This is a genomic window from uncultured Dubosiella sp. (genome assembly GCF_964018005.1).
Lineage (GTDB): Bacteria > Bacillota_I > Bacilli_A > Erysipelotrichales > Erysipelotrichaceae > Dubosiella > Dubosiella muris.
This window is the reverse complement of the sequence record NZ_CAXHOA010000010.1, coordinates 41,474-66,793: the sequence shown is the minus strand read 5'-3', so window position 1 is coordinate 66,793 and position 25,320 is coordinate 41,474. Positions and strand designations below refer to the sequence as shown.

The 25,320-nt window shown below is 51.2% G+C and carries 22 protein-coding genes; 10 read left to right on the top strand and 12 right to left on the bottom strand.

What is annotated here, in order from left to right:
• The first annotated feature begins 213 nt into the window (after positions 1-213).
• Positions 214-822, top strand: coding sequence for a 30S ribosomal protein S4 (gene rpsD, locus ABNS49_RS08225; RefSeq protein ID WP_135979464.1), 609 nt, complete (start codon positions 214-216; stop codon positions 820-822).
• A 53-nt stretch (positions 823-875) separates the two neighbouring features.
• Complete coding sequence (locus ABNS49_RS08220; RefSeq protein ID WP_135979465.1) at positions 876-1,232, top strand: hypothetical protein; 357 nt, start codon at positions 876-878, stop codon at positions 1,230-1,232.
• A 35-nt stretch (positions 1,233-1,267) separates the two neighbouring features.
• Here ABNS49_RS08220 and ABNS49_RS08215 read toward each other — a convergent pair whose 3' ends face one another.
• Positions 1,268-2,077 carry an endonuclease/exonuclease/phosphatase family protein gene (locus tag ABNS49_RS08215; protein WP_135979466.1) on the bottom strand — a complete coding sequence of 270 codons (810 nt, stop codon included), beginning with the start codon at positions 2,075-2,077 and terminating at the stop codon, positions 1,268-1,270.
• A 1-nt stretch (position 2,078) separates the two neighbouring features.
• Positions 2,079-4,190 (bottom strand): PTS transporter subunit IIBC, encoded by a 2,112-nt coding sequence (locus ABNS49_RS08210; RefSeq protein ID WP_135979467.1) that lies wholly within the window; start codon positions 4,188-4,190, stop codon positions 2,079-2,081.
• Between the two features lie 242 nt (positions 4,191-4,432).
• On the opposite strand from ABNS49_RS08210, the gene ABNS49_RS08205 reads away from it, so the two are divergent.
• The 5 genes from ABNS49_RS08205 (at position 4,433) to ABNS49_RS08185 (ending at position 9,801) form a co-directional block, all read left to right on the top strand.
• A complete protein-coding gene (locus tag ABNS49_RS08205) occupies positions 4,433-5,455 on the top strand; it encodes a LacI family DNA-binding transcriptional regulator (RefSeq protein WP_348688167.1) in 1,023 nt (340 codons plus the stop codon).
• 84 nt (positions 5,456-5,539) lie between these two features.
• Complete coding sequence (locus ABNS49_RS08200) at positions 5,540-6,211, top strand: response regulator transcription factor (protein WP_135979469.1); 672 nt, start codon at positions 5,540-5,542, stop codon at positions 6,209-6,211.
• Positions 6,208-7,155 (top strand): sensor histidine kinase, encoded by a 948-nt coding sequence (locus tag ABNS49_RS08195; RefSeq protein ID WP_348688166.1) that lies wholly within the window; start codon positions 6,208-6,210, stop codon positions 7,153-7,155. The genes ABNS49_RS08200 and ABNS49_RS08195 overlap by 4 nt, the downstream gene beginning before the upstream one ends.
• 70 nt (positions 7,156-7,225) lie before the next feature.
• The gene (locus ABNS49_RS08190; protein WP_135979471.1) at positions 7,226-7,984 is read left to right on the top strand and encodes an ABC transporter ATP-binding protein; all 759 of its coding nucleotides are present in this window, start codon (positions 7,226-7,228) and stop codon (positions 7,982-7,984) included.
• The gene (locus tag ABNS49_RS08185; protein ID WP_348688165.1) at positions 7,981-9,801 is read left to right on the top strand and encodes an ABC transporter permease; all 1,821 of its coding nucleotides are present in this window, start codon (positions 7,981-7,983) and stop codon (positions 9,799-9,801) included. Before ABNS49_RS08190 ends, ABNS49_RS08185 begins: the two co-directional genes overlap by 4 nt.
• 48 nt (positions 9,802-9,849) lie before the next feature.
• Here ABNS49_RS08185 and ABNS49_RS08180 read toward each other — a convergent pair whose 3' ends face one another.
• The 6 genes from ABNS49_RS08180 to rdgB all read right to left on the bottom strand — a co-directional run bounded on the left by ABNS49_RS08180 (position 9,850) and on the right by rdgB (position 15,574).
• The gene (locus ABNS49_RS08180; RefSeq protein ID WP_289642034.1) at positions 9,850-11,106 is read right to left on the bottom strand and encodes a pitrilysin family protein; all 1,257 of its coding nucleotides are present in this window, start codon (positions 11,104-11,106) and stop codon (positions 9,850-9,852) included.
• Positions 11,087-12,190, bottom strand: coding sequence for an insulinase family protein (locus ABNS49_RS08175; protein ID WP_289647324.1), 1,104 nt, complete (start codon positions 12,188-12,190; stop codon positions 11,087-11,089). The genes ABNS49_RS08180 and ABNS49_RS08175 overlap by 20 nt, the downstream gene beginning before the upstream one ends.
• 219 nt (positions 12,191-12,409) lie before the next feature.
• Positions 12,410-13,618, bottom strand: coding sequence for an NlpC/P60 family protein (locus tag ABNS49_RS08170; RefSeq protein WP_288343288.1), 1,209 nt, complete (start codon positions 13,616-13,618; stop codon positions 12,410-12,412).
• 339 nt (positions 13,619-13,957) lie between these two features.
• A complete protein-coding gene (locus ABNS49_RS08165; protein ID WP_289197309.1) occupies positions 13,958-14,503 on the bottom strand; it encodes a hypothetical protein in 546 nt (181 codons plus the stop codon).
• Positions 14,481-15,002: a tRNA (cytidine(34)-2'-O)-methyltransferase gene (locus ABNS49_RS08160; RefSeq protein ID WP_288343285.1), complete on the bottom strand. Its 522-nt coding sequence runs from the start codon at positions 15,000-15,002 to the stop codon at positions 14,481-14,483. Before ABNS49_RS08160 ends, ABNS49_RS08165 begins: the two co-directional genes overlap by 23 nt.
• Positions 14,999-15,574 carry an RdgB/HAM1 family non-canonical purine NTP pyrophosphatase gene (gene rdgB / locus ABNS49_RS08155; protein ID WP_135979478.1) on the bottom strand — a complete coding sequence of 192 codons (576 nt, stop codon included), beginning with the start codon at positions 15,572-15,574 and terminating at the stop codon, positions 14,999-15,001. The genes ABNS49_RS08160 and rdgB overlap by 4 nt, the downstream gene beginning before the upstream one ends.
• Positions 15,575-15,842: 268 nt before the next feature.
• Between rdgB and ilvB the strand changes: the two genes are divergently transcribed.
• The 3 genes from ilvB to ilvD are packed head-to-tail and all read left to right on the top strand — an operon-like array spanning position 15,843 to position 19,710.
• A complete protein-coding gene (ilvB, locus tag ABNS49_RS08150; protein WP_288343284.1) occupies positions 15,843-17,507 on the top strand; it encodes a biosynthetic-type acetolactate synthase large subunit in 1,665 nt (554 codons plus the stop codon).
• Between the two features lie 17 nt (positions 17,508-17,524).
• Positions 17,525-18,028 carry an acetolactate synthase small subunit gene (gene ilvN, locus ABNS49_RS08145; protein WP_135979480.1) on the top strand — a complete coding sequence of 168 codons (504 nt, stop codon included), beginning with the start codon at positions 17,525-17,527 and terminating at the stop codon, positions 18,026-18,028.
• A gap of 14 nt (positions 18,029-18,042) precedes the next feature.
• A complete protein-coding gene (gene ilvD / locus ABNS49_RS08140; RefSeq protein ID WP_290092510.1) occupies positions 18,043-19,710 on the top strand; it encodes a dihydroxy-acid dehydratase in 1,668 nt (555 codons plus the stop codon).
• 88 nt (positions 19,711-19,798) lie between these two features.
• On the opposite strand, the gene ABNS49_RS08135 is transcribed toward ilvD, so the two are convergent.
• The 4 genes from ABNS49_RS08135 to ABNS49_RS08120 all read right to left on the bottom strand — a co-directional run bounded on the left by ABNS49_RS08135 (position 19,799) and on the right by ABNS49_RS08120 (position 25,273).
• A complete protein-coding gene (locus ABNS49_RS08135; protein ID WP_288342963.1) occupies positions 19,799-21,256 on the bottom strand; it encodes a glycoside hydrolase family 1 protein in 1,458 nt (485 codons plus the stop codon).
• A gap of 2 nt (positions 21,257-21,258) precedes the next feature.
• Positions 21,259-22,578, bottom strand: coding sequence for a PTS transporter subunit EIIC (locus tag ABNS49_RS08130; protein ID WP_290092507.1), 1,320 nt, complete (start codon positions 22,576-22,578; stop codon positions 21,259-21,261).
• A 109-nt stretch (positions 22,579-22,687) separates the two neighbouring features.
• Positions 22,688-23,803, bottom strand: coding sequence for a hypothetical protein (locus ABNS49_RS08125; RefSeq protein WP_288342967.1), 1,116 nt, complete (start codon positions 23,801-23,803; stop codon positions 22,688-22,690).
• Between the two features lie 282 nt (positions 23,804-24,085).
• On the bottom strand, positions 24,086-25,273 hold the full coding sequence (locus tag ABNS49_RS08120; protein ID WP_348688164.1) for an ATP-binding protein: 1,188 nt from the start codon (positions 25,271-25,273) through the stop codon (positions 24,086-24,088).
• Between the last annotated feature and the right edge of the window lie 47 nt (positions 25,274-25,320).

Here is a 25,320-nt window from a genome sequence, read left to right as displayed (position 1 = left end):
GGAAAGCGAAATAAGAAACTTCGCTTGATTTCATCTGGAAGGTTTGCTATAGTGAGATAGCATGACTAAGCAGCATACAAAGTCGAAGGACCGGCGTTGCGGGCGCATAGCGATACGAGTAAGCTAAAAGCTGATAGTAGAAAGTATCTTCCGCAACACCCCTTTCGAAGATTTGTATCTTGTTGTTTTATGCAAACAATAGGAGGAAAAAACATGTCAAGAAACACAGGAAGCACTTGGAAAAAGTCCCGTCGTCTCGGTTTCTCCATCCTGGGAACAGGACAGGAACTGGCACGTCGTAATTACGCCCCAGGACAGCACGGAAAAAGCCGTCGTCCGAAACTGACGAACTACGGTATTCAGTTGCAGGAAAAACAAAGAATCCGCAACACGTACCAGTTGACAGAAAAACAATTCTTCAACACATACCAGAAGGCAAGCCGTAAAGCCGGCGCAACAGGCGAAAATTTCCTGATCATGCTTGAGTCCCGTCTTGACAACCTGGTATACCGCCTCGGTTTCGCGAATACGCGCCGTGGTGCCCGCCAGCTTGTTAACCACGGACAAATCATGGTTGACGGCAAAAAAGTCGACATCCCTAGCTACCAGGTAAAACCTGGTCAGGTCATCGAAGTTCGCGAACGCGCGAAAAACCAGAAGAGCATCGTGGAAGCGCTCGAAGCCGCTGTTGCCACAGTGGATTTCGTGGAAGTGGACAAAGACAAAAAAGTCGGAAAATACGTTCGTTACCCAGAACGTAGCGAACTGTTCACGAGCGAGCCAATCAACGAGCTGCTCGTTGTCGAGTTCTACAACCGGTAATGCATGGCCGAAAAGTCCGTTCACGCGGGCTTTTTTTGTGCTATATTGAAAGCATGTTTAGCTCGATTTACCTTGTCGGCAAAGAATGTCTGCACGCCCGCGAACTCCAATACGGCTTTCGCCTCGTCGCCATCAAGCCCAAAACCCCGATTCAGAAAACGGCCTCCACTTCTTTTTTATGGATGGCCGCGCTTTGGTTTGTCTTGTTCGCGCTCTGGATCAGCGGCCTTGTGCTCCCCTTCGTCTTTTTCGACGACGCCTTGCACCGCATCGGGATCCCCATCACGATGACGCTCTCCTACGCCGCGCTCGTCCTTTGCGTCAAGTACACGATTGGCCGGCCCTGGAAAGCGTACTTGCGCGCCAACGATCCTCTTCTGCCAGCAAAAAACCGAAAGCCGCGGACATGAATCCGATTGCTTTCGGTTTTTTTTGTTTTTCTATTTTATTCGACCGGATTCACAATCGCCATCAAGCCAAAGTGATCCGAAATAACCGGCTCGTTGATGCCGTTGAACACGGTCCGGCAAGAAGCCACCGCGACAGGCCGGCTGGAAAAGAGGTGGTCGATCCGCATTTTTTTCGGATGATCCCCTTCGCGCCAGCCGTCGATTTCCTGGACGACCGTCATTCCGTCGTCCTTCGCTTGCGCCTCTTCATACAAGTCGAAGAATCCCGACGCCCGGACAAGGTCATACCCCTCGCCGCGCACTTGCGCGTCCGCGTTGAAATCGCCTAGAACATATACCGGCTCATTTTGCGGCAGCGCCTTTGCGAGCTTTTTCCACTGGCCCGCGAACGGTTCCAGCGCGTCGTTCCACCAACCCATATGAACATTGACAAACCAGCCATCCTCGGTTTTCACTTCCAGAGAGCGGCGCGTCCTAAAATCGTCGTAGTCGTCTTGTTGCGAAAGCAACGTCGAGCGAACTTCCAAAATTTTCTTCTTCGTAAAGAACGCCAGCCCCTCGTCATAGCGCGAATACCCTGTTTTGACCGGCAGCCAAACCATCTCGTAGCGAAGGCCTTGCTGCTTCATCAGCTGATGCAGCATGTACGCGTGGTTGTCTTCCCGAAAGGGAACGCCCGGACGGGCGCTTGGCTCTTGCATATCGTCCGCCGCGAACGTTTGATTGACTTCCTGCAACGCGATCACATCCGGATCCAGGGCCGCGATCGCTTTCACGAACTCCACTTGCTTGACGCGCATCGCCTTCTCTTCGAGCGAATGCGTATTCAACGTGAGCAGTTTCATATTATCCCTCCAAAAGCAAATCGTTGATATCCGACTTCAGAACATCGGCTTTTGGTCCGTATACGGCCTGGATCCCGTTTCCTTTTTTCACAAGACCCATCGCGCCTTCTTTTTTCCACTCGCTTACATCCGCGACTTTTTCCGGATCCTTCACCGTGACCCGCAGACGCGTCATGCAGGCGTCCACCAGCTCGATGTTGTCAAAGCCGCCCAGCAACTCGATAATACGCACTGGCTGCGAAGCCGGATCGAGCGCCGTCGTCGATTTCGAAGCCGTCTGCTCGCCGCCTTCTTCCGCGCTCTGGTAGTTGCCGTTGCGTCCTGGCGTCGCGTAGTTGAATTTTTTGATCATCCAGTTCGAAACAAGATAACCGATTCCCAGGAACGCCACGCAGGCGATCAGGAAGTTGATGATGTCCGCGCCCAGACCGGCTTGCATCGACATCGGCACCCGTGTCAAAAACTCAAGATTTCCAAACGAGTGCAAACGCAGATCGACGACACCTGCCAGCGCGAACGCCAATCCTTGCAGCACCGCGTACACGATATACATCGGAATCGCGCAGAACATGAACATGAACTCCAGCGGTTCAGTCACGCCGGTCAGGAACACGGCGAGCACGATCGAAATGAACATCGAACGATATTGTTTTCTCTTGTCCGCGTCCACGTTGCGGTACATCGCCAGCGCGAAGCCCATCAGCAGACCTGTCGCGCCAATCATCTGTCCCACCTTGAAGCGGGCCGGCGTCACGTTGGCAAGCAAGTCGTTGTACGCCGCGAAATTGCCGGCATCTTTAAAGTTGATCAAATCCGTCACCCAGGCCAGCCATAGCGGATCCTGGCCGAAAACCTGTGTCCCCGCGGCCGCGCCGGTCATGATCGTGTACGTGCCGCCAAACGACGTGTAGTTCATCGGGATCGTGAGCATGTGGTGCAAGCCAAACGGCAATAGCAGACGCTCGAGCGTTCCGTAAATGAATGGAGCCAAAATCGGCGACGTCGTCGAAGAACCGGCGATCCACACGCCAAACGAGTTGATTCCCAGCTGCACAAACGGCCATACGACCGCCAGCACGAGGCTGACCACGATCGACCACGCGATCACGACAAGCGGAACGAACCGTTTTCCGTTAAAGAACGAGAGGGCTTCCGGAAGTTTACGGAAATTATAGTACTTGTTGTAAATGATGCCACCCATGAAACCGGCGATCATGCCGACAAACACACCCATGTTCAACGCCGGCGCGCCAAGCACCGACACGAAGTAGCCATCGACCGGCATCGGCTGTCCAAACAGCGTGTGCGTCATCGCTGCCGGATCGGCCAGCATCGCGTTGGTCACCCCGAAAATCTGTCCGGTGATGTTGTTGACAAGCACAAACGCGATCGCCGCCGCGAACGCGCCACCCGCGCGCTCCTTCGCCCACGATCCACCAATCGCGATCGCGAACAGCAGGTTCAAGTTGTTGATGACAGCCCAGCCGATGTTTTCCACGACGCTGCCAATCGTCGACAGCATCGCGATATCGCCCGCGCTCATGCCAATGAGCTTTCCAAGCGAGATCATCAAGCCGGCTGCCGGCATAACGGCGATCACAACCATGAGCACTTTTCCAAATTTTTGCAGGAAGTCGAAGTTGATTCCCATTTTCTTCTTTTCCGTCATGAGCTTCTTGCCGGCTTTCACTTTGCCTTTGGCAAACGACAGCGTCTTATCCTGCGCCCCTTTGCACACGATGACCGGCGTGATCGGATTGATGTTTTTCTTCTTCAGCAAATCCAAATCCACGACCGCTACCAGCTCGCCTTTTTTCACTTTTTGTCCGGCTTTCACTTTCACATCGAAGCCTTCCCCGTTCAAGCCAACCGTTTCCAGACCGACATGCACGAGGATTTCCTCGCCGTTTTTCCCTTTGAATCCAAAGGCGTGCTTTGTCGGCGCGACCATCGTGATCTCTCCATCCACCGGGCTGACGATTTCTCCGTTTTCCGGTACGATGGCGATGCCTTCTCCCATCATCTTTTGAGAGAAGATTGGATCCGGGACTTGCTCAAGCGCAACCGTCTGTCCGGATACCGGCGCGTAAATAATGAGTTTTTGTGCTTTCATTTTTTCTCCCTTTCTTGCAATTTTTATGCACTAATTTCACTTTCATTGTATATAAATTGCATAAAATTGCAAGATGTAATTCATAAAAATTTCAAAGAAATCCGAATGTAAGCGGATTCCGCAACAAAGATGCGTTCTTTTTGCATAGAAATTCGTTAAAATGCAAAAAATCAGGCATTTTCCGCTTTTCATTCATGCAAATTTCGGCTATTCTTAAAAGCAGAAAGAAAGGAAGGCTTTATATGGCAGTAACGATTAAAGAAGTGGCCGCGCTGGCTGGTGTGTCCCCGTCCACCGTCTCAAGAACATGCAACAACTCACCTCTGATTTCAAAAAAGACGCAGGAACGGGTACGCAAAGCGATGGAGGAGCTCGGCTACGAGCCTGTGGGTGGCGAAAATCCCGCCGAAAGCGGAAAATCCCTGGGAGCCATTGGCATTGTGTTGCCTTCCTATCAACAGGAAAACTTTGAAAACCCGTTTTATCTCGACGTCATCCGGGACATTTCCAAAACATGCAACCATTTGCAGTACGCGACTTGCGTGCTCAGCGGAAAAAACGAAAGCGAGCTGCTGGAATCCATCGATCTGTTACGCAAGTCTTCCAGCAAGATCACGTTCATTTTGCTGTATTCCCAGGAAAACGATCCCATCGCCGAGTATTTGTACGACGAAGGCTTGCGCTATGTTATGATTGGCGCTCCTTTGCAGCACGACACCGAAACCATCAGCGTCGACAACGACAACTTCTCGGCCGCCTACGACGCGTGCAAGTACTTGATCGAGCACGGGCACAAGCAAATCGGCTACATCGGTCTGGATTCCAGCCTCGCCTTTTCCGCCCGCCGCAAACAAGGCTATCAAATGGCGCTCCTTGAGCACGACCTCGCGCTGACGGCCGGACACTGCATGGAGTTCGATCCCACCGACGAGCAAAAAGTGCAAGCCCTTCAAGATATGCTCACGCAAAAAAACCGGCCCACCGCTCTGCTTGTCGTCGACGATTTGCTGGCGCTAGCCATCAACCAGCTCTGCCGCCAATTCGGACTCCATGTGCCGGAAGACATTTCTATCGTCTCCTTCAACAATTCCGTTTTCGCGAAGCTGTCGATTCCCAGCCTCACCTCGGTCGACATCCACGCGCGCCAGCTTGGTATCGAAGCCGCGCTGCAAGCGATCAATCATTTGGAAACGCCCGATTTGACACCTTCCAAAGTCATCGTACCGTACTCGCTCGTGGAACGAGACAGTGTAAAAACGCTTTAATCCAAAGCCGGCGCCGGTTCTCCCGGCGTTTTTTTCTGTCCATATTGTCAGGAAAAACCCGACGGAATCTGCTACGATAAAGACATGAAATGGAAAATTTTGATTATCGAGGACGATTTTTTGCTTTCCGGGCAAATCGCCGCCTCGTTGCAGCAAACGTACGAAGTTCGCTGCCTCCATCGTTTTGATCACGTCTTATCCGAGGTGGGTACCTACGAACCCGATCTCGTCCTGCTGGATATCAACCTTCCCGTCCACGACGGGTTTTACTGGTGCGAGCGGATCCGCTCAGTTTCCCACCTTCCGATCGTATTCATTACCTCGCGGGCGGAAACGGCTGACACCGTCAAAGCCATCCGGCTTGGCGGCGACGACTACATCGTCAAACCGTTTCGCCTCGAGCTGCTGGAAGCCAAGATCCAGGCCGCCCTTCGCCGCAACGAGGAATACCAAAAGCCGAAAATCGTCGAGCTCGCGCCCGGACTGACGTACAACATGGATTTGCAAAGCTTGCGCCTGCATGGAACCGCCATCGAGCTGACGCCAACCGAAAAAAAGCTGTTCCACGCGCTCGTTCGCAAAAAAGGCGCGCTTGTCAGCCGCACGGAATTGATGCTCGCTTTATGGGATACCGACCAATTCATCGAGGAAGGGACGCTAACGACTTCCGTTTCCCGGCTGCGCCACAAACTCAGCGCCCTGACCGGGCATTCCGTCATCGTGACTTCAAAAGGGAAAGGATACTATATCGAATGATTTTCGCTTTGCTTCTTCTGATCGCCTTCAATTTGTATTCAATCTTCCTGCTGCCGCAAATTGACTGGTTCGACTTGTTTTATTTCGACCTTCTCGTCATCGTGGTATGGCTTGCCTGCGTGCTGTCTGCCCGGTTTCGCCGGCACCGGCGTGAACAGGAAATTAAAAAGCGGCTTGGCGACAAAGATCTTGCCGCGCCCGCTTTTTTTCCTTTTGTCAACGAGGAACTGTACCGCCACGACGTCGGGATTTTGGAAGCGGAACGAAAGCAGGCGCTTTCCGACAACGACGAGCTAAAAGACATGGTCGACCGCATCGTCCACGAGTTGAAAGCCAATATCAACACGATTTCTCTTTGCAACGAGACGCTGCAAAACGAAGTCATCCAACTCGCCGCGGAAAGGATGAACCGCCAGCTCAGCCAGCTGCTTTTGCTTGCGAAGCTCGAAACGAACACGATGTCCCTCCACTATGAAAAGGCCGATGTGCGCGACTTGCTTTGCCGTTCCATCAAAAACAACAAGTACTTTCTCATTCACGAGCGCTTCTCGATCCATCTCGATTGCGAGTCGGCCATCGTCTATACCGACGCCGACTGGCTCGTGTACGTTTTCGACCAGCTTCTTGTCAACGCCATCAAATACAAGCGGGATCCAAAAATCGAAATCGCGGTTCGCCAAAACGAGTCGGTGACGACGATTCAAATGACCGATTACGGCATTGGCATTCCCGCCTTTGACTTGCCCAGCGTTTTTGAAAAAGGAGCAGTTGGCAGCCACGTGCATGCCGGCGCCTACAAATCGACCGGGATGGGGTTGTATTTCGCGAAAAAGGCGCTGGACCACCTTTCCGGAACGATCGAAGTGCAATCCGAGTCCGGGCAGTCCACCACGTTCACGATTCGCCTCTACAACAATGAAAAAATCGACTTGCTTCGATCTTGACGAGCTTTGTAATCTAGATGTAAGGATGGATCCAAGTCGATTTTTTACAATAGAGTCGGAGGTACAACCAATGAAAAAAGAAATTTTAAAAGTGGAACATTTACAAAAGATATACGGAAACCGCGGCTATGGCCAGCCGGTGCTGGACGATATCAGCTTTACCGTTTACCAAAAAGACTTTGTCGCCATCATGGGGCCGAGCGGATCCGGCAAGACCACGCTGCTGAACTTGATTTCCTCGATCGACCGGCCGACACGCGGCCATGTGGTTTTGAACGGAAGCGACCTCACAAGCCTTTCGTCCAAACAACTCGCTAAACTGCGAAAAGATTCCATTGGCTTCATCTTCCAGGACTACTCCCTTTTGGACTCGATGCCGCTGCTCGACAACATCGTGCTGCCGCTTTCGCTCAATGGCGAAAAAGCGGCTGTCGCGCTCCAAAAAGGAAAAAAGCTCGCCCGGCTTTTCGGGCTGGCGAACCATCTCGACAAATATCCATATCAGCTTTCGGGCGGTCAGAAACAACGGGGCGCGACTTGCCGGGCGCTGATCATGAATCCGTCGATCGTTTTCGCCGACGAGCCAACCGGCGCGCTCGACTCCAAATCGTCGAAAGATTTGCTGGAGTGCTTCGCCCAAATCAACAGCCAGGACCAGACGACGATCGTCATGGTCACGCATGACGCCTTCGCGGCCTCGTACGCCAAGGAAGTGTACGTGCTCAAAGACGGACGAATCGAAATGCACATCCATCGGGGCGAAAGCCAAAAGGAGTTTTTCAACCGGATCCTTGACATTCAAGCGACGATGGGAAGTGATCTGCAATGAGTTTGTTTCAACTCGCCTGGCAAAACTTCGTCCAGCACGCCCGCCGGTACAGCGCCTTGATTTTCTCGCTGTCCTTTACCGTTTTTGTGTATTTCAACTTTGAAAACATCCGGTATTCCAGCGCCCTGGGCGGACTGGATGCAGTCAATCTGGAACGCATCGCCACACTGCTTAACGTCGTCAAAGTCGTTCTCGTGTGCTTCATGATCTCGTTTAGTTGGTACGCGTCCAACGTCTTTTTGAAAAACCAGAAAAAAGAAATCGGCATCTACGTGTTTCTTGGCTTGACCAACACCCGGATCGGCATGCTGTATGCCATAGAGAACTTGCTCGTCGGCCTCGTTTCCATTGTGGCAGGCATCGTGCTCGGCACCTTGTTCTCGTATTTGTTCACGATGGTTTTCGTGCGGATGTCCGCTCTGGGCGTCGCGCCCCAGTTCTCGATTTCCGTCCAGGCCATCGCGCAAACGGCTTTGCTTTTTTCGCTCATTTATGGACTCGTCACACTCAAAGGGATGTGGGAGATCCGACGCAGCACGGTTCTCCATTTGATTTCCGCGGCGCGCCAAAACGAAAAGGTGGCGCGTCGCAGCGGATTTCTGCTCGCCAAGGCCTTACTTGGCTGCGCCACGCTTGGCATAGGCTACGCGTTCGCCATCAAAGACGGCGGCATGGATGTGCTGGCCAACGCGATGATCGCGACGGTTTGCGTCATTGTGGGGACATATTGGCTCTTTGGCGGCTTTCTCCCCTTTCTCTTTCAGTCCCTGCAAAAAAACAAGCGGTTTCTTTATGGCGGCCGGCGCGTCTTGTGGATCAACAACCTCGTCTTCCGCATGAAACAAAACTACCGCTCGTACGCGATGGTATGCATTTTGCTCATTTGCGCCGTGACCGCTCTTGGATGCGGATTCACGTTAAACAATCGAATCCAGGCGATGCGTGAGTACTCGATGCAGTACGACTACCAGCTAATCAGCGCTTCTCCAAACCAGCAGGAACATTTCGACGCGCTCTTTCAAGACGTCGTCGACCGTTCGACACTCCAAATCGGACAAAGCGAAGAGCAGCTGTTCATCCCGTACTCGAATCTGGCGGACTTTGACATTCCCAAGCCGGAGCCGGATCAATGCGTCAAGCTCGCCAAGAAAATGATGCTTTCGCTTTATACCGATCCCTCCCGCTTTTCAACGACGCTCGACGGGAAACCACTGGAATGCGTCGGGGAGGTGCGGCGGGCCGTTGCCGGATTCATGCAGGATAAAATGGAAGTGCCGATTTATGTCATTGACGACGCGTTGTTCAACGCGACCTTTCCTGAAGAACAACGGCTTTCCCTGTACAATTATAAGCTGGCGGATTCCCATCCCGACTACGCGCAGACGCTGCAAGACGATCCATGGGTCGAAGGAGTGTATATCGCGGATAAAAACGCGCAAAGCGACGAGTGGCTTTCCACGATTTTCACCTTTTGCGTTTTCTTGTTTCTCGTGTTCCTCATCGCGGCGTGCTCGATTTTATTTATCAAGCAGTACAACGACTCGTTCGAGGACATCGCACCATACGCCATTTTGCAAAAACTCGGCGTGGACAGAAACGTTCTGAAACGCTCCATCGCGAAAGAATGCTCGCTCCAGTTTGGCTTGGATTTTGTGATCATGAGCCTTTCCTCCTTCTTTTCGCTTTTGGCGCTTTCCAAAATCGCAGGCGATCCGATGGAAGTGGTTTTCTTTGTCAGCAACGCGATCATTCTCGTATTCATCGTGTTGTGCGACCTGCTTTGCATTCGTTTTGTCCAGCAAAACGTGCTCTCCTGATCTCGTAAAAAAAGACGGTTCACCGTCTTTTTTCGTCTTCATTTGTTTTTAATCCCGCAACGGGTCGATGCGCACTTCGCAAACATTGGAAAAATCCAGGGACTTCACGATGTCCAGCACCTCGTCCAGCGTCAACTCTTCCACTAGATCCAGCCATTCCAAATAGTCGTAGCCATCCAGTTCGGCCCGCATCATTTCGATCGCGAGGCTCTCAAAATGGTCCAGCGAGCGTATGTTGCGCGCCAAAGCCTGGATTTTCAAGCTTTCAAAGCCTTCCGGGTCGATTTCCTGTTCTCCGCGTGCGATCGACTCCACCACCTGGCGGAACGCGTCGACTTTTTCGGTTTGCGCGTAAAACAAAATATAGCCATGGTCTTTGTGGAAATCCGCCTCGGCTCCCCACATTTGCGAAATGACCTGATGGTCGAGCCACGTCTGGTATTGCGGATTGACCGGTCCGAGAACGCAGTCGAGCCACAGCGAAACCGCCGTGTCGACCTTCAAGGATTGCTCCAGCGTTTCATAGCCGTGAAGCTTGTACGCGAAGCCGACAAAGGGCGCCGAAACGTCCATTTCCATGGAATAAAACGCCCGCGCGACTTGCACCGGCTCTTCCGGAAAAAAGCGGACCGCCTTGCTTTCGATGCGGGAAGGATATTTTTCTTCCTGCTCTTCAATGTGTTTGAATACAGGATCCAGCTCCTGTCCGGTAATGCCGACAATCACCATGCGGGAAGGATCGTAGTTGCGGGCGTAAAACGCCTTCAAATCAGCCACGCTCATCTGCTCGATGTCATGTTCGGTTCCTAAAATATCGTATTTCAGCGGATGGCGGCCATACATGGAAGCGTACAGTTCTTTTACCAGACGAAAATCCGGATTTTGATCGTACATCGCGTATTCGCTTAAGATGATTCCTTTTTCTTTCTCGACGGTTTTCTCGGTAATGTCAAGGCCTTGCACAAAATCCAGCAGCAGCGAAAGCGGCCGCTCGATATCGGCCGTCGTTGAAAAATAGTAGGCCGTTTCCGTATACGACGTAAAAGCGTTGGTTTGCGCCTGCATTTTTGCGAACAGGTCGCTCACATCCTCGTCGTGGTAGTGAAACATTTGATGCTCTAAAAAATGAGCGCAGCCGGTGCGGTTTTGAATCGTTTCGCCCGCGATCCGCTCGCGGACATTAAAGCCCCCGGTGCCAAATCCGCAAAGGAAGAACGACTGCACATAGTCCGGTTTGCGAATCAGGATGACGGTGGCTCCGTTTTTCAGCGTTTTTTTTCGAATCTCAGTTTTCCATGGTTCCATCGAAATCCTCCTTTACGATCGCCATTGAAACAAGCGCGAGCCGACTAGCGACTTCGCAAACCTGGTCCCGCTCAATGGTTCGAATCGTTTCCACGCGTTGCGCCAGCGACTCCGAGCGCTCAAGCATCGAGTCGAGAAAGCGCTGCTCGATCATGGCCCACGGCCGGTCCTGCTGACGCCGGAACATGTCTATCAAATCCATCTTGGCGATTTCCAGCTGTTCATCGGAAAACTGCCCGTCGGCGCATTTCTGAATTTGCGCCTGGATCAGCCGCAAACAGCGGGCGATGGAGTCCGCGGAAGTGCCGGTGCTAATGAGCAGGGCGCCGTCAAAGCGGACAAGAGAAGAAGAAATCGAATAGCACAAGCTGTTCTTTTCTCGCACTTCCTCAAAGAGCAGCGACATGGGACCTTGGCCTAAAATCGAGTTCAGTACAAGAAGCGGGTAATAGCGGGATGAATCAATGGGAGTCGACGTGGCCCATACTTGCACGATGGAAGTTTGAGCGATATTTTTCTCAAGCACCTGGAACGAAGGACTCGTCCTGGGAATCAGCGCCATGCGTAAAGACGGTTTTTCGAATTGAGGAATGGCATTCAAAAACGCCTCCATAACCGGTTCGAGCGTTCCGCAGCAGGAAACGAAACGAGGAAGGGCTCTCCACGATTCGTACAGCGCCACGACCTCTTCGTAGGACAGGGCCTCGATGTCTTCCAAAGCGCCTTGAATCGGGATCGCGATATCGTGGTCCTCGGCGGCCAGCGCGAACGCCGTTTTGAGCGCGAGAGAATCCGGGTCGTCGTTTTGCCGGCGCAGCCGGCTGGCAAGCAAGTATTTCGCTTCTTCAAAGGATTTTTGATCAAAGAGCGCGTGATGGAGAATCTGATCCATCATATGCACGACTTCATGGATATAACCGGGATCCTTGACGCGCTCGGGCCGAATGTATTGAAAGCGGATGTCGAGCGCCACCTGCCGGCCATAGCCGGTCAATCCGTAGGAAACTTTCATTCCGTACGCGTGGTTGAGGGCGATCGATAACTTTTGCTTCGAGTCGAAATCGGCCGTTTTCGACTTCAGCATAAAAACTAAAAGGTTGTAAGCGGTAATCGTACGGCGTTCCAAAGGCAGGAGCGAACGAACAAGAACACTTACATCACTAAATTTTTCAGTTTGAATCTGTTGCAAATTTCTTTCCTCCTTTTTCTTCACCTTGTATTTTATTATAGCATGATTCGTCGGTATGAAGTCCAGAGGGTGTCACAAAAAAAAGCCTCCAAATGGAGACTTCTTCTTTCCGATTTATGCGACGTGGATAAATCCAATCAGCGCGCGTTCGCAGTCGATTCCTGCAACGACAGTCTGGCTTCCGAGCCATCCGCCGTGAACGGCTTGTCCGTTTCCAATGTAAACGGCGATATGTCCGGAATAGATGATCAAGTCACCGGCTACCGGGCTGCTCGTCCAAGAACCAAGCGCCGCGTAGTCTTCCGGCCATCCGTGGAAGTTGATTCCCACAGCCGCCAAAGCGTTTGTCGCCAGCATCGTGCAGTCCTGCGTCATGCCGACTTGAGCAAGCGCCGCGTTGGCGATTGCCTGTCCTTTTCCAGTGTCTACGACTGGTGGCTGTTCCGGAACTACCGGCTCCACCGGTGCTTCCACTGGAGGTTGTTCTGGCTGAACAGGCTCCACTGGTGTTTCCACTGGCTGTTGTTCTTCCGGTTGTACCGGCGTTTCGACTGGCTGCTCAACCTCTGGTGTTTCCACCGGTTGTTCAACTTCCGGTATTTCCACTGGCTGCGACACTTCCGGCTGCGTTGGAGTTTCCTGTGGTGTTGTAGTTTCTGTAGTTGTTTCTGCAGGAACTTCCGTATCTTCAACTGCCGGCGCATCCGTAACGACACCGTTTCCGTCGATTGTATAGCCATCTTTCGATGTATTTTGCATTAAGTTTCCGTTTTCGTCGAATGCGTAGTTCGTACCTTCGATCGCATGGAATGTATCTTTTACCTGGTTTCCGCTTTCATCGAAATATTGTTTCGATCCATTCGCTTCCTGCCAGCCTGTGCGGAAGACGCCGTCGTCTCCTGTCACATACGTTTTGCCATCCACTTCAAACGTTCCCGTGACCATTGCTCCGTTTTCACCGAAGTAATAGCGGTTTCCGTCAATGTCCACCCAACCAGTCACGGCGTTGCCGTTTTCGTCAAAGTAATACTTAACTCCGTCATGGTCGATCCATTGTTTTGCCACTTTGAATCCCTGGTCGTCATAATAGCTTTTGCCATCTTCCGACCATCCCTGCACAAGTCCGCCTTGCGACTGGAAGTTGTAAGTAGTACCTTGAATGGTTGTTTCGCCCGTTTCCGCAGAACCGTCTTTTCCAAAGTAATACGTTGCGTTGGAAACGTTCTGCCATCCGAACTGCATTTCTCCTTGCCCATTAAAGTAATAGACTTCGCCATCAATTTCTGTCAGGCCGGTCGCACGCTGGCGATTCGACTCCAACACATAATAACGATCTGCATCCTCACCATGCCATCCCGGCTGGGTTTCATATGCATGTACGGTAGAAAGAACTGGACCTGAAGCACATAAGCATAAGGCTACTGCCAATAATTTACTGTGTTTTTCAATAAAATTCATTTCTTATACCTCTTCGCTACAACACGGATAGGTTAACATGAAATTTCATTTCTTGCAAAATTCGATTTGCACCATTTGGCTTTCCTCCCGCGAATATTCAATTTATTTTGTAATGAATTCCTTTATCTAAAGTTGATTTTTCTTAAATATGGATAAATATGTGATTTTTAATAAAATTATCGAAATTCACAAATTGTCTACGAATCATGAACAATTTTCGCTTTTGTTTGTCATATTTCCAATCGTATTTATCAGTATTACAAGCTGAAACAGCCCTAAAATCACAAAACCGGCGCAAAAAAGGATACCGCCCGTAGACAAAATAGAAAGCGTTTTCAAAACCGCTGTAATCGTAACACATTGCAGTCCGACGACCATCCACCCCGCGATCCATCCCAACAGCCCCGCGACAAGTCCCGCAAGGAAATATCCCGCCTTTTTTCGAAGCGCCACAACCAGTCCCAGTGACAAAACCAGCAAAAACAGTTCACCAGGCGTAAACGCCGACGCGATCTTTTTCGCGTTCATCGCCGCGAAGGCGATCCGGGGAAACAATCCAGCCGAATACCGGTTCATGGATTCGTAAAACTCAAACAGCGCGTCCACGTCGCGCACCCGCCACAAATCGACCATCATGAAGCCAAGCCAGACAAACTGCCAAAGCCACCATCCTAAAACGCCGGTTTCCACCCACGCCAGCCGCTGCTCAAACGAAGCGAAGAAGCTGTCAATCGCCCGAATAATTTTCAAGGAAGTCTTCCCCTTTGAGCTGCTCGTGACCGCTCAAGCCCGGATAGCCAAGCTGACGAAGCACCTCGTACACGACGATCGCGGTGCAGTTGGAAAGATTCAAGGAGCGGGCGTTGGCGATCATCGGCAGCCGCATGCAAGTTTCAAGGTGCCCCTTCAAAATCGACTTGTCGATTCCCGTGCTTTCTTTTCCAAGCACTAAATAAATATCGCCCGGCTCTTTTGTGAAATCAAAATCGGATGGCGCTTTCTTTCCGTAACGCGTCATAAAATACATGGAGGCGTCCGGATTTTCCTGTAAAAAGGCGTCCCAGTTTGGATGGATATGAATGTCCGCGTCGCGAATGTAGTCCATACCACTGCGACGCAAATGCTTTTCATCCAGCGAAAATCCAAGCGGCTCGATCAAATGAAGCCGGCTTCCTGTCGCCATGCAGGTGCGGATGATGTTTCCCGTGTTGCCCGGAATTTCAGGCTCGTACAATACAACGTGGATCATTGGTTCTGGTCCTCCAAGAAGCGACGCAACGCGATGCCCCGGTGCGAGATCGCGTGCTTTTTCTCATCGCTGACGTTGGCCAGCGTCGTCTGATAAGGCGGGTAGTAAAAAATCGGATCGTAGCCAAAGCCGTTGGATCCAATCGGCTTCTCGCTGATTTCCCCTTCCACTTCCCCGCGGTACACGCGCTCTTCGCTTCCGTCCACATACGCGATGGCGCATACGTAGCGGGCCGTCCGCGTTTTTCCTTCGACTTGCCGCAAGATGAAATCGTTTTTTATAGCATACGACGTGTCTTCGCCCATAAAGCGGGCGGAGTACACTCCCGGCGCTTTGTCCATCGCATCCACTTCCAAACCGGAGTCGTCGGCAAAAACCGGTTCGTGCACGCGTTCATACAGCGCTCTGGCTTTGATGAGCGCGTTTTCCTCAAATGTCTTTCCATCTTCCACGATGTCGATCGGCTCCTTCAAATCTTTAAAACTTTTGATTTCGACATCCGCGCCTAGCATTTCCTGAAACTCTTCCAGCTTATGCGCGTTGCTTGTCGCGATCCATACTTTCTTTTCCATGCTTTACCTCCGTGAAGCCAACACCAGCCATCTTTCTCCTATATTATATAGGACATGCCAGCCTTTTGTGGTTTCCAACAGCGTCAGTATACCACATCCTGCGCGTCTGCCACGCTTTGATTGGCTGAAAGGTCGATTCCTGTCCGGATGAAACAATGAAAATTCATGAAACAAAGATTGTTTCGTTTTCAAGAATATATTATAATTTCTTTTAAGATCATTGGATCATTTGAGAAAGGAGAGAAGAGCGAAAGCTCCAACATCAGTTATGAAATTAAATGGATCACAAATCATTATGGAAATTTTACGTGAGCACGGTGTCGACACGATTTTTGGCTATCCGGGCGGCACGGCCCTCAACGTTTACGATTCCATCTACGATTATCAGGATAAAATTCACCATGTGCTCACCGCGCACGAGCAAGGGGCCAGCCACGCGGCCGACGGCTACGCCCGGGCGACTGGAAAAACGGGCGTCGTGTTCGCGACCAGCGGTCCGGGGGCGACCAATCTGGTGACGGGCATCGCGACGGCTTTTTTGGACAGCGTGCCGATGGTCGCCATCACATGCAACGTCAACGACGAAGCCATTGGCCGGGACGCCTTCCAGGAAGTGAGCATCACCGGCGTCACGCTGCCGATTACCAAGCACAATTTTTTTGTCAATAAAATCGAAAATCTGGCCGACTCGCTGCGCAACGCGTTCCGCATCGCCAACGAAGGAAGAAAGGGTCCCGTTCTCGTCGACATTACCAAAGATGTCACGGCGCCGAACAATTTGTATGAATACACCCCGCAGCCGCCTTTGCCTAAAAAGCCCCATCCCACTTTGGATGAAAAAAAGCTGGGTGAAATCGCCGAAGCCATCGCTTTGTCGAAACGTCCGGTTGTTTACTTTGGCGGCGGCGTGGCGTCCAGTCAAGCCAAGGAGGAGCTGAACGCGTTCATCGAGCGCATCGACGCGGTCGCCACGTACACCTTGATGGGCGCCGGCGTTCTCAAGCACGACGATCCCCGCAACCTTGGCTTGATTGGAATGCACGGCAGCATGGCGGCCAACCAGGCGATCGACCAGGCAGATTTGGTCATCGCGCTGGGCACCCGCTTTTCGGATCGCGTCGCGTTGAATCCAAATCGTTTCGCCCAGCGCGCGGCCATCGTCCATGTCGATATCGACGAATCGGAAATCAACAAAAACGTCCTGATCAATTTCGATGTCGTGGCCGACGTGAAAGACTTTTTGACTGCCCTGCTGCCAAAGCTTGAGCAAAAACGCAACGACGCCTGGATCAAACACGTGTCGTCCTTCCGGAAATTCGTCGAAACCGATGTCAAAGAGGCGACGATCCGTCCAAAAGACATCATCGAGGCAGCGTGCGACTTGACCGACAAGGAAACGATTTACGTGACCGATGTCGGCCAGCATCAAATGTGGGCGGCACAATATTTAAAGCATGAAAAAGCCGAAAACTTCCTGACAAGCGGCGGTCTGGGCACGATGGGATACGGCTATGGCGCCGCGATTGGGGCCCAGTTTGGAAAGCCGGAAAAGCGCGTCATCCACTTTACGGGCGATGGCAGCTTCCATATGAACTTGAACGAGGCGTGCACCGCTGTCAGCAACCGCCTGCCGATTATCACGATCATCTTCGACAACAAAGTGCTGGGCATGGTGTATCAATGGCAAACGGTTTTCTACAACAAACACTACTCCCAGACGATTTTGCAGCGGCAAACCGACTACGTCCAGCTCGCCAAAGGATTTGGCGCCAAAGGATTTGAAGTGAACACGATCGAGCAGTTTAAGGACGCGTTCACACAAGCGCTCAAGGAAGACGGCCCGGTTTGGATCGCCTGCAACATCGCCAAGGAAGAGCGCGTCCTGCCGATGATTCCAAATGGCGGAACCATCGAGGACATGATCACGAACTGAGAGAGGAAGAAAGACGTATGAAAAGAGAAGTTATCAGTATATTTGTCGACAACAGCGCCAACGTGCTGACCCGCGTCGCCTCTTTGTTTGGACGCCGCGGATTCAATATCGAATCGCTTACCGTTTCCACGACAAGCGACCCGGCGATTTCCAGAATCACGGCGGTTTTCAACGGCAACGAGCAATCGCTCCATCAAATTTTGACGCAGACGCGCAAGCTCGAAGTCGTGCGCGACATCTTCACATTGGAGAAAGGACGCTCGCTGTTTCGCGAGCTGCTGCTTGTCAAAGTGGCGTGCGACAAGACAAACCGCGCGGCGATCCGCGAAATCGTGGACATTTACCGAGGCAAGATCATTTCGCTTTCCAAAACGTGCATGATCGTGGAGCTCACCGGCGCGAGCGAGAAAATCGACGGCTTTTTGGATATGTTGTCCTGCTACGACGTGCTGGAAGTTTGCCGCACCGGCGTGACCGGCATTTCGCGGGATGCCAATACGGAAGTCGAAGACGAGGAATAAGAAAGGAGTCGACTATGAACAAACACAAAAGCAAAGCGGTCACGGAGGGAATTGAAAAAGCGCCGATGCGCTCCCTCTTTTACGCGATGGGCTATACGAAAGAGGAACTGGACCGCCCGCTGATCGGGATCGTGAGCGCCCACAGCGACATCGTGCCGGGCCACTTCCATCTCGACAAAATCGTCGAAGCCGTGAAAGCCGGCGTACGCATGGCGGGAGGAACCCCCATCATGGTGCCTTCGATTGGCGTATGCGACGGTATCGCGATGGGCCATGTCGGCATGAAGTACTCCCTGCCAAGCCGGGAGCTGATCGCCGATTCCGTGGAAACGATGGCGCAGGCGCACGCCTTTGACGGCCTTGTCCTCGTGCCCAACTGCGACAAAATCGTGCCGGGCATGGTCATGGGCGCCTTACGACTGAACCTGCCGACCGTCGTGGTCAGCGGCGGTCCGATGATGTCGGGCTGCGTGGACAACGAGGACACGTCGCTGTCCAAGATGTTTGAAGCTGTCGGCGCCCGGAAAGCGAACTTGATCGACGACGAGAAGCTCATGGAGTTCGAAACGAACACGTGTCCGGGATGCGGAAGCTGCTCGGGCATGTACACCGCCAACTCGATGAACTGCCTGTGCGAGGCACTTGGCATCGCGCTGCCGGGCAACGGAACGATTCCGGCTGTCCAGGCTCGAAGACTCCAGCTCGCGAAAAAAGCCGGCATGGCGATCATGGATCTTGTCGAAAAAGACATCAAGATCAAGGACATCCTTCATGAACGATCCATCCGCAACGCGCTGACGTGCGACATGGCGCTTGGCTGCTCGAGCAATTCCGTGCTCCACCTGCTCGCCATTTCCAACGAGGCCGGCTGCCCGCTTTCGCTCAACACGTTCAACGAGTTCAGCGAAAAGGTACCCAACCTTTGCCATCTCGCTCCAGCCGGAAAAACCCATATGCACGACTTGGACAAAGCCGGTGGACTGCAAGCGGTTTACCACGAGCTGAACAAAATGGGATTGATCGACACGTCGCTGTTGACCGTCAACGGCAAAACCGTTGGTGAAAATATCGAATTCGCCTTTAACAAAGATCCGGACACGATTCGCCCGGTCGAAACGCCGTATTCGAAAACGGGCGGAATCGCTGTTTTATTTGGCAATATCGCCCCGAATGGCTGCGTCGTCAAACGCAGTGCCGTCGATGAAAGCATGATGAAGCACACCGGTCCGGCCCGCGTATTCAACTCGGAGGAAGAGGCGATCGAGACGATTTACGCGGGGGGCATTCACGATGGCGACGTCGTCGTGATTCGCTACGAAGGCCCGAAAGGCGGTCCCGGCATGCGCGAAATGCTCAATCCGACCAGCGCGCTGGCGGGCATGAAGCTCGACAAGACCGTGGCGCTCATCACGGATGGACGCTTCTCGGGCGCCTCCCGGGGCGCTTCGATCGGCCATGTGGCACCGGAGGCGGCCGCGGGCGGAACGATCGGACTGCTTGAGGAAGGCGACTTGATCACAATCGACATTCCAAACTACGCCATCCACGCGCACGTAGACGACGAAACGTTCGAAGAGCGCAGAAAGAGTCAAAAACCATTTGAATCCACATTCAAATCGGGATGGCTTTCCCGCTACCAGCGTATGGTGCAAGGCGCCGACAAGGGAGCCGTTTTAAAATAATAAAGAAAAACAGCCGTAATCAAATCTGGCTGTTTTTCTTTATTACGTCTTCTGCAAAAGACCTAAGTAAGATGAGTGATTTCGTCATTTAATGTTTCGCGATCCAGTCCCGGTACCAGTAAAACGAATCTTTCGGTCGCCGTATCAGTGAACCATTCCCTTGTTCATCACATTCTACATGGATCATTCCGTAACGTTTGATGAATTCTCCTGTGGAAGCCGAGACAAGATCAATGATCCCCCAGACTAAATATCCCAACACCTCCACACCATCGTCATCAATGGCTTTTTCAATTTCCTCGACATGACGGCGGATATATTCAATTCGATACTCATCGTGAATCGTTCCATCTTTTTCAAGCACATCTTTGGCGCCTAGCCCGTTTTCCACGATAAAGAGCGGCAGACCATAACGTTCATATAAATTAGACAATGTGATTCTCAATCCAACCGGGTCGATTTGCCATCCCCATTCGGAACGTTGTAAATATGGATTTTTCACGCTTTGACTCATATTTCCACTCGTCGTCTCCAGCTCGTTCGAACTTGCCACGACATTGCTCGTATAGTACGAAAACCCGATATAGTCCACAGTTCCTTTTTTTATTTTTTCCAAATCACCTTCCTGGATCGGAAGTTTGATTCCCTTCCTTTCATACTCTTTTTTCTTGTAGGACGGATAGCTCCCCCTGCACATCACATCCGTATAAAAATAAGTAGACTGATTTCCTTTTGTGTACACAAGCATGTCCTGCGGATGGCAGCTGTATGGATAGAGACATGGATAGGTGATCATACAGCCAATCATCGCGTCTTTTCGCATTTCATGCGCCAACGAAACGGTCATCGCCGAAGCTAGAAACTGATGATAGGCGGCAAACGCTAAATCGCGCTCGTCATACCCTAGCACACCCGCCTCCATGTACGGATAGTATTCAAGCACATTGATTTCATTGAACGTCAGCCAGTATTTCACTTTTGGCAAAAACCGTTCAAAGCAAACCCAGACATAGCGGATAAACAAATCCACCATTTCGCGGCTCGTCCATCCGTTGTATCGCTGGCACAACGCGACGGGCGTCTCATAATGGGAAAGCGTAATCATCGGCTCGATATCATGCTTTCTCATTTCGTCGATCAACCGCTCATAATAACGCAGTCCTTCCTCGTTCGGCATCTCTTCCTCTCCCGTAGGAAAGATCCGGCTCCATGCGATGGAAATTCGTAAGCAACGAATGCCCATTTGCGCTAACAACGCGATATCCTCCGGATACCGATGGTAAAAATCAATTCCCTGATGATTCGGATAATCCCGGGTTTTCAAACATGCTAGCGACTCGTTTTCCTTTAAACGGCGCGTGTCACCCATCGGAAATTCGAAACACTCCCCATCTTCGTTCATACCGGTGATCATGCGCGGATCCCGGTTGTTTCCCCGACTCAGCACATCCATGATCGACAACCCTTTGCCGTCCTGATCATATGCTCCTTCCAACTGATTCGCGGCAGTCGCGCCACCCCATAAAAATCCTTTTGGAAACGCCATTCCTACTCTCCTTCTTGCGCCAAAACGAGTTCTTTTTCCTCTTCGGCAATTCCCATCGCCTGCTCTTCCTGGAAGGCTCTCGCATCGTCCATTTTAAAGAATGGAAGGTAAAGAAGGAACATGGCCGCAAGACATACCAGCCAGATGATCATAAAGCCGATCCCACCCTGCAAAAACGCCTGAATAAAGCCCGGCATGATCCATGGTGTCTGCGCGGCCGGATTCAACGTGTAAGGAACGATATACGCCAAGATCCATCCGATTCCTCCGGATACGACACTTGAAAGTACCATGGGAACAAAATAGATTGGATTCAGCATCACAGGAAATCCGAAAATAATCGGCTCGTTGATGTTGAAAATATTTGGCGGAATGCACAATTTGCGAAGCTCCTTGTATTTTTGCGACTTTGCGAACAGGCTCGCCAGACAGAGGCCAAGCGTGTTTCCGGTTCCTCCAATATAGCAGCACGCATAAACGACAGGCCAGATTGGATCGGGCAAAGGCTGTCCCGTCAAAAACGCTTCCATATTTTTCATTCCTAAAACGGTCAATACCGGTACATACGCGTTAAGCAGCGGGCTTGGATGGATTCCAAAAAACCAGCATAAATTACATAAAGTATACAAACCGATGAACGCGATCGGAGAAGCACCAAATTTTAAAATCGGCGTCACAATGATCTGTGTGATCATATCAAACAAGTTGCCAAATCCTGTCAGAGTAAATGCGTATTTGATGGCAAGCACGATCGTAAAGATAATCATCGCCGCAAAGGTTGGCGCCAGTGAACGGGTGACCATCGGCGGAACGCTTGCGGGTAATTTTAAAACAAGATTTTTTGACATCAGCCAGCAGTACAGCGATGAAATCAACAGTCCGACTAGCAGCGCCGCGAAAATCCCGTTGCTTCCAAAATACGCCGCGTTAAACATGGACGCCCAGTTGTTTTCGCCAAGTTCGACATATTGAAGCGGAACAAGCGCCACGTACGCCGCAAGGCAAATGACAAGTCCAACAACCGGATCCTGGCCTTTGGATTTTGTCAGCGAATAGGCGATCGTTCCTACCACATACAGCCCTAATAGATTGCTTGTCGCGGAAATAAACTGCTGGATAACCGTATACAACCCAATTTGATTCAAAAAATCCGTCCAGGGCTGGATTGGCAGGTTTCCGACAATCGCGAAAATACAGCATCCTAAAATAATAGGCATCGTGTTCATGAAGCCTTCCGTGATGGCTTTTAAATAAATGTTTTCTCCGGCCCAAGTCGCGACCGACCCCATGACCGATTCAAATTTTTCCCGTATTTGATTCATTTCTTCCTCTCTCTTTCTTTATGCAGCTGCGATTTGTTTTACAACTGCATCATAAAAGAAAAGTCCATGACTATCCATGTCACGGACTTGACGCTTTTTGTCAACCAAGTCAAATCAAGATTCGAAGCGAACGTTCCAGAAAACCGACAACATCCTCATTTGACTGTGTTTCTTCGCGATTCAATAAATAAAAAACCGAAAATAAAACGTTAAGCGCCTGCCGGTTCCGGCTGTATACGATTTCATCGCAATCCGCCGGCGTCATAAACAGGCAATCTTCGTTCACAAAAATACTGGAGAAAAAGTCATCGGCTTGAAGAACCGGTCCGTGATCGGGTAAGATTCGCACCTGCAAATTCGGATCGACGCGAATTTGCTCAATCAAATGTTCAAGATGGCGTTTCCGTTGTTCGGACGTCAAGTGAACCGGATGATTGCCCATCATGATTTTTCCATCAACCAAATAGCGCATCAGCACCGATCGAAAAATATAAATACGCCGTTGAATATTTGGATTTTCATACATTTCATCGAGCAGCACCTCATCATAAGGCAACCCGTATATCTCGATTAGTTCCATCCGCTGCTGGCGGGTCATAAAAACCGGAAACATATCCACATACACGGCGAAATAGCGTTCATACAATAAAAAAGCGTAAAAAAAGCGCAAACGGACCAGCTCTTGTTTGGCAGTCCGCAAAAACACCGGCTCCAGGCCGCCAATGCGTGTTTCGATGATTTTCTGCCACCGGAACAAAGGCTCTTCGTCCTGCACGACCAATGTATGCTGAGTGGACACGAACGGAACGCGCAAACGAATGGACGCCAACCGGTTTCGCACCAAAAAGAACGATGAAGAAAACTCCTCGGCGAAGGAATCGAAATAGATTTGCCCAAAATAATTCGATGGATCCGATTTCGTGTAATACAGAAAAAAGCGAAATAGCTGAAGGGGATCGTCATAGCGTTGCGGATCCACCACAAAAGTCTGACGCAAAACGACCGGAGCGATCGAAAAAGCGAGCCGTTCGATCAAATCGTCTTCCTTGCCATAGTCTAAATCCGCCAAAGACGGAATCGTGTACAAAACCACATCACCCTTTTCCGCTTGTTCCTTGACTACGCTCGCGATTCGCGATTTTGCCCACTCATAATCGCTATCCAGATCGACCAGGGTACAGTTCTTTATGAAGCCGGCTGCGGGTTTCGAACCAATTTGGTTCAAGATGGATTGATGAATTTGTGAAGCATCACTCTCCACATCGATTTTCAGCATTTGACATAGGGCGCGACGATGCGATATATCGCTATGCAACACGAAAAAATCCGCGATTTGATTCGGCAGCGCAGGATTGTTTTTAAAAGATGGTTTCTTGGTGCCGGATATCCAGTGGCTCACATACGAGACATCGTATCCAATCTCATCCGCCAATGCACTTTTTTTCAAAGCTGTTATTTCGAAAAGCTGCTTCAGTGCTTTAGAAAAGTCCATCGTCCTCCCCTTTCTTTATTTTAATGTTTCCAAGATCTTCTCGTGCTCCACGAACTGGCGCGCCGTTCTTGGCGAGCGTCCGTTGTTGCGCAGCGCGAACGCTTCCGCCTTGATGAACAACTCATTTTCGTCCAGCCCGAGTCCATACTGTTTGGCATAGCCTTTGACGATTTCCAAATAAAGGTCTTTGGCCGGTTTGGAAAACGTGATCGTCAAACCGAACCGGGCGGCGAGCGACGCCGTCTCCTGGATCGCGTCATTACGGTGCACTTCGGACCCGTTTCGCTCTTCGAAGCTTTCCTTCACCAAATGGCGCCGGTTGCTGGTGGCGTACACGACGACATTGTGGTTGGATGCCACGCTGCCGCCCTCCAAAATATTTTTCAAAGCGACAAACTCGTCGTCACCGGTCTGAAAGCTTAAATCGTCGATAAAAAGGATGAATTTCAGCGGATTGTCCGCCAGCGATTCAATGAGCGAGGGCAAAAGCGCGATTTGGCTTTTCTTGATTTCCACAAGCCGCAAGCCATCCGGATGGTATTCGTTGACGATGGCCTTGATCGTCGAGCTTTTCCCTGTTCCGGCGTCGCCATACAACAGGGCGTTGTTCGCCTTCATCCCCTGCAAAAACGCGAGCGTGTTTTTTAAAAGCAGACTTCGCTCCCGCTCGTAGCCGGTCAGCTGCGACAACAGCTGGCCATCGGGATGCTGAATTGGAAACAAGCCGTTCTCGTCCATGCCAAACATATGGTAGCGCGCGAACATGCCATATCCTTTTTTCGAAAGCTCCCCGATCCGCTTCCTGTATTCCGCTTTCAAATCGCGGGGCGTGTTGTCCCATTTCGCCAGCTCGATCGTCGGTGAAAACGCCTCGAGCAAATCGTCGCTTTTCAAATCGTGTATTTGCTGCAAAAGATCCAGCTCGCGAACGAGCGAGTCTTCCATCGACAAGCTAACCGCTTCCCCGCTTCCTTTTTTCAGCACGTAAAAGTTCTCGTCGTTGACGACCAAATCGTATACGAGATCGGAGAGATTCGCCCCCTGCGCGTAAATCAAGGCGCAAAGACGGCTGTACCGGCAAACGAACTCGTCCTCCGTCCCGCTTTGCAGGCACAAAAGAAGCGTTTTGAAGAGCGGCTGCTCGTAAAACGAATGAAAGACGACCAAAGAATGTAATTTTCTTTCAAAAATTTGCAAATTCATTTTCATTCCCTTTCTTTTCGATTGTTTTGTGCTATAATTTTACCATT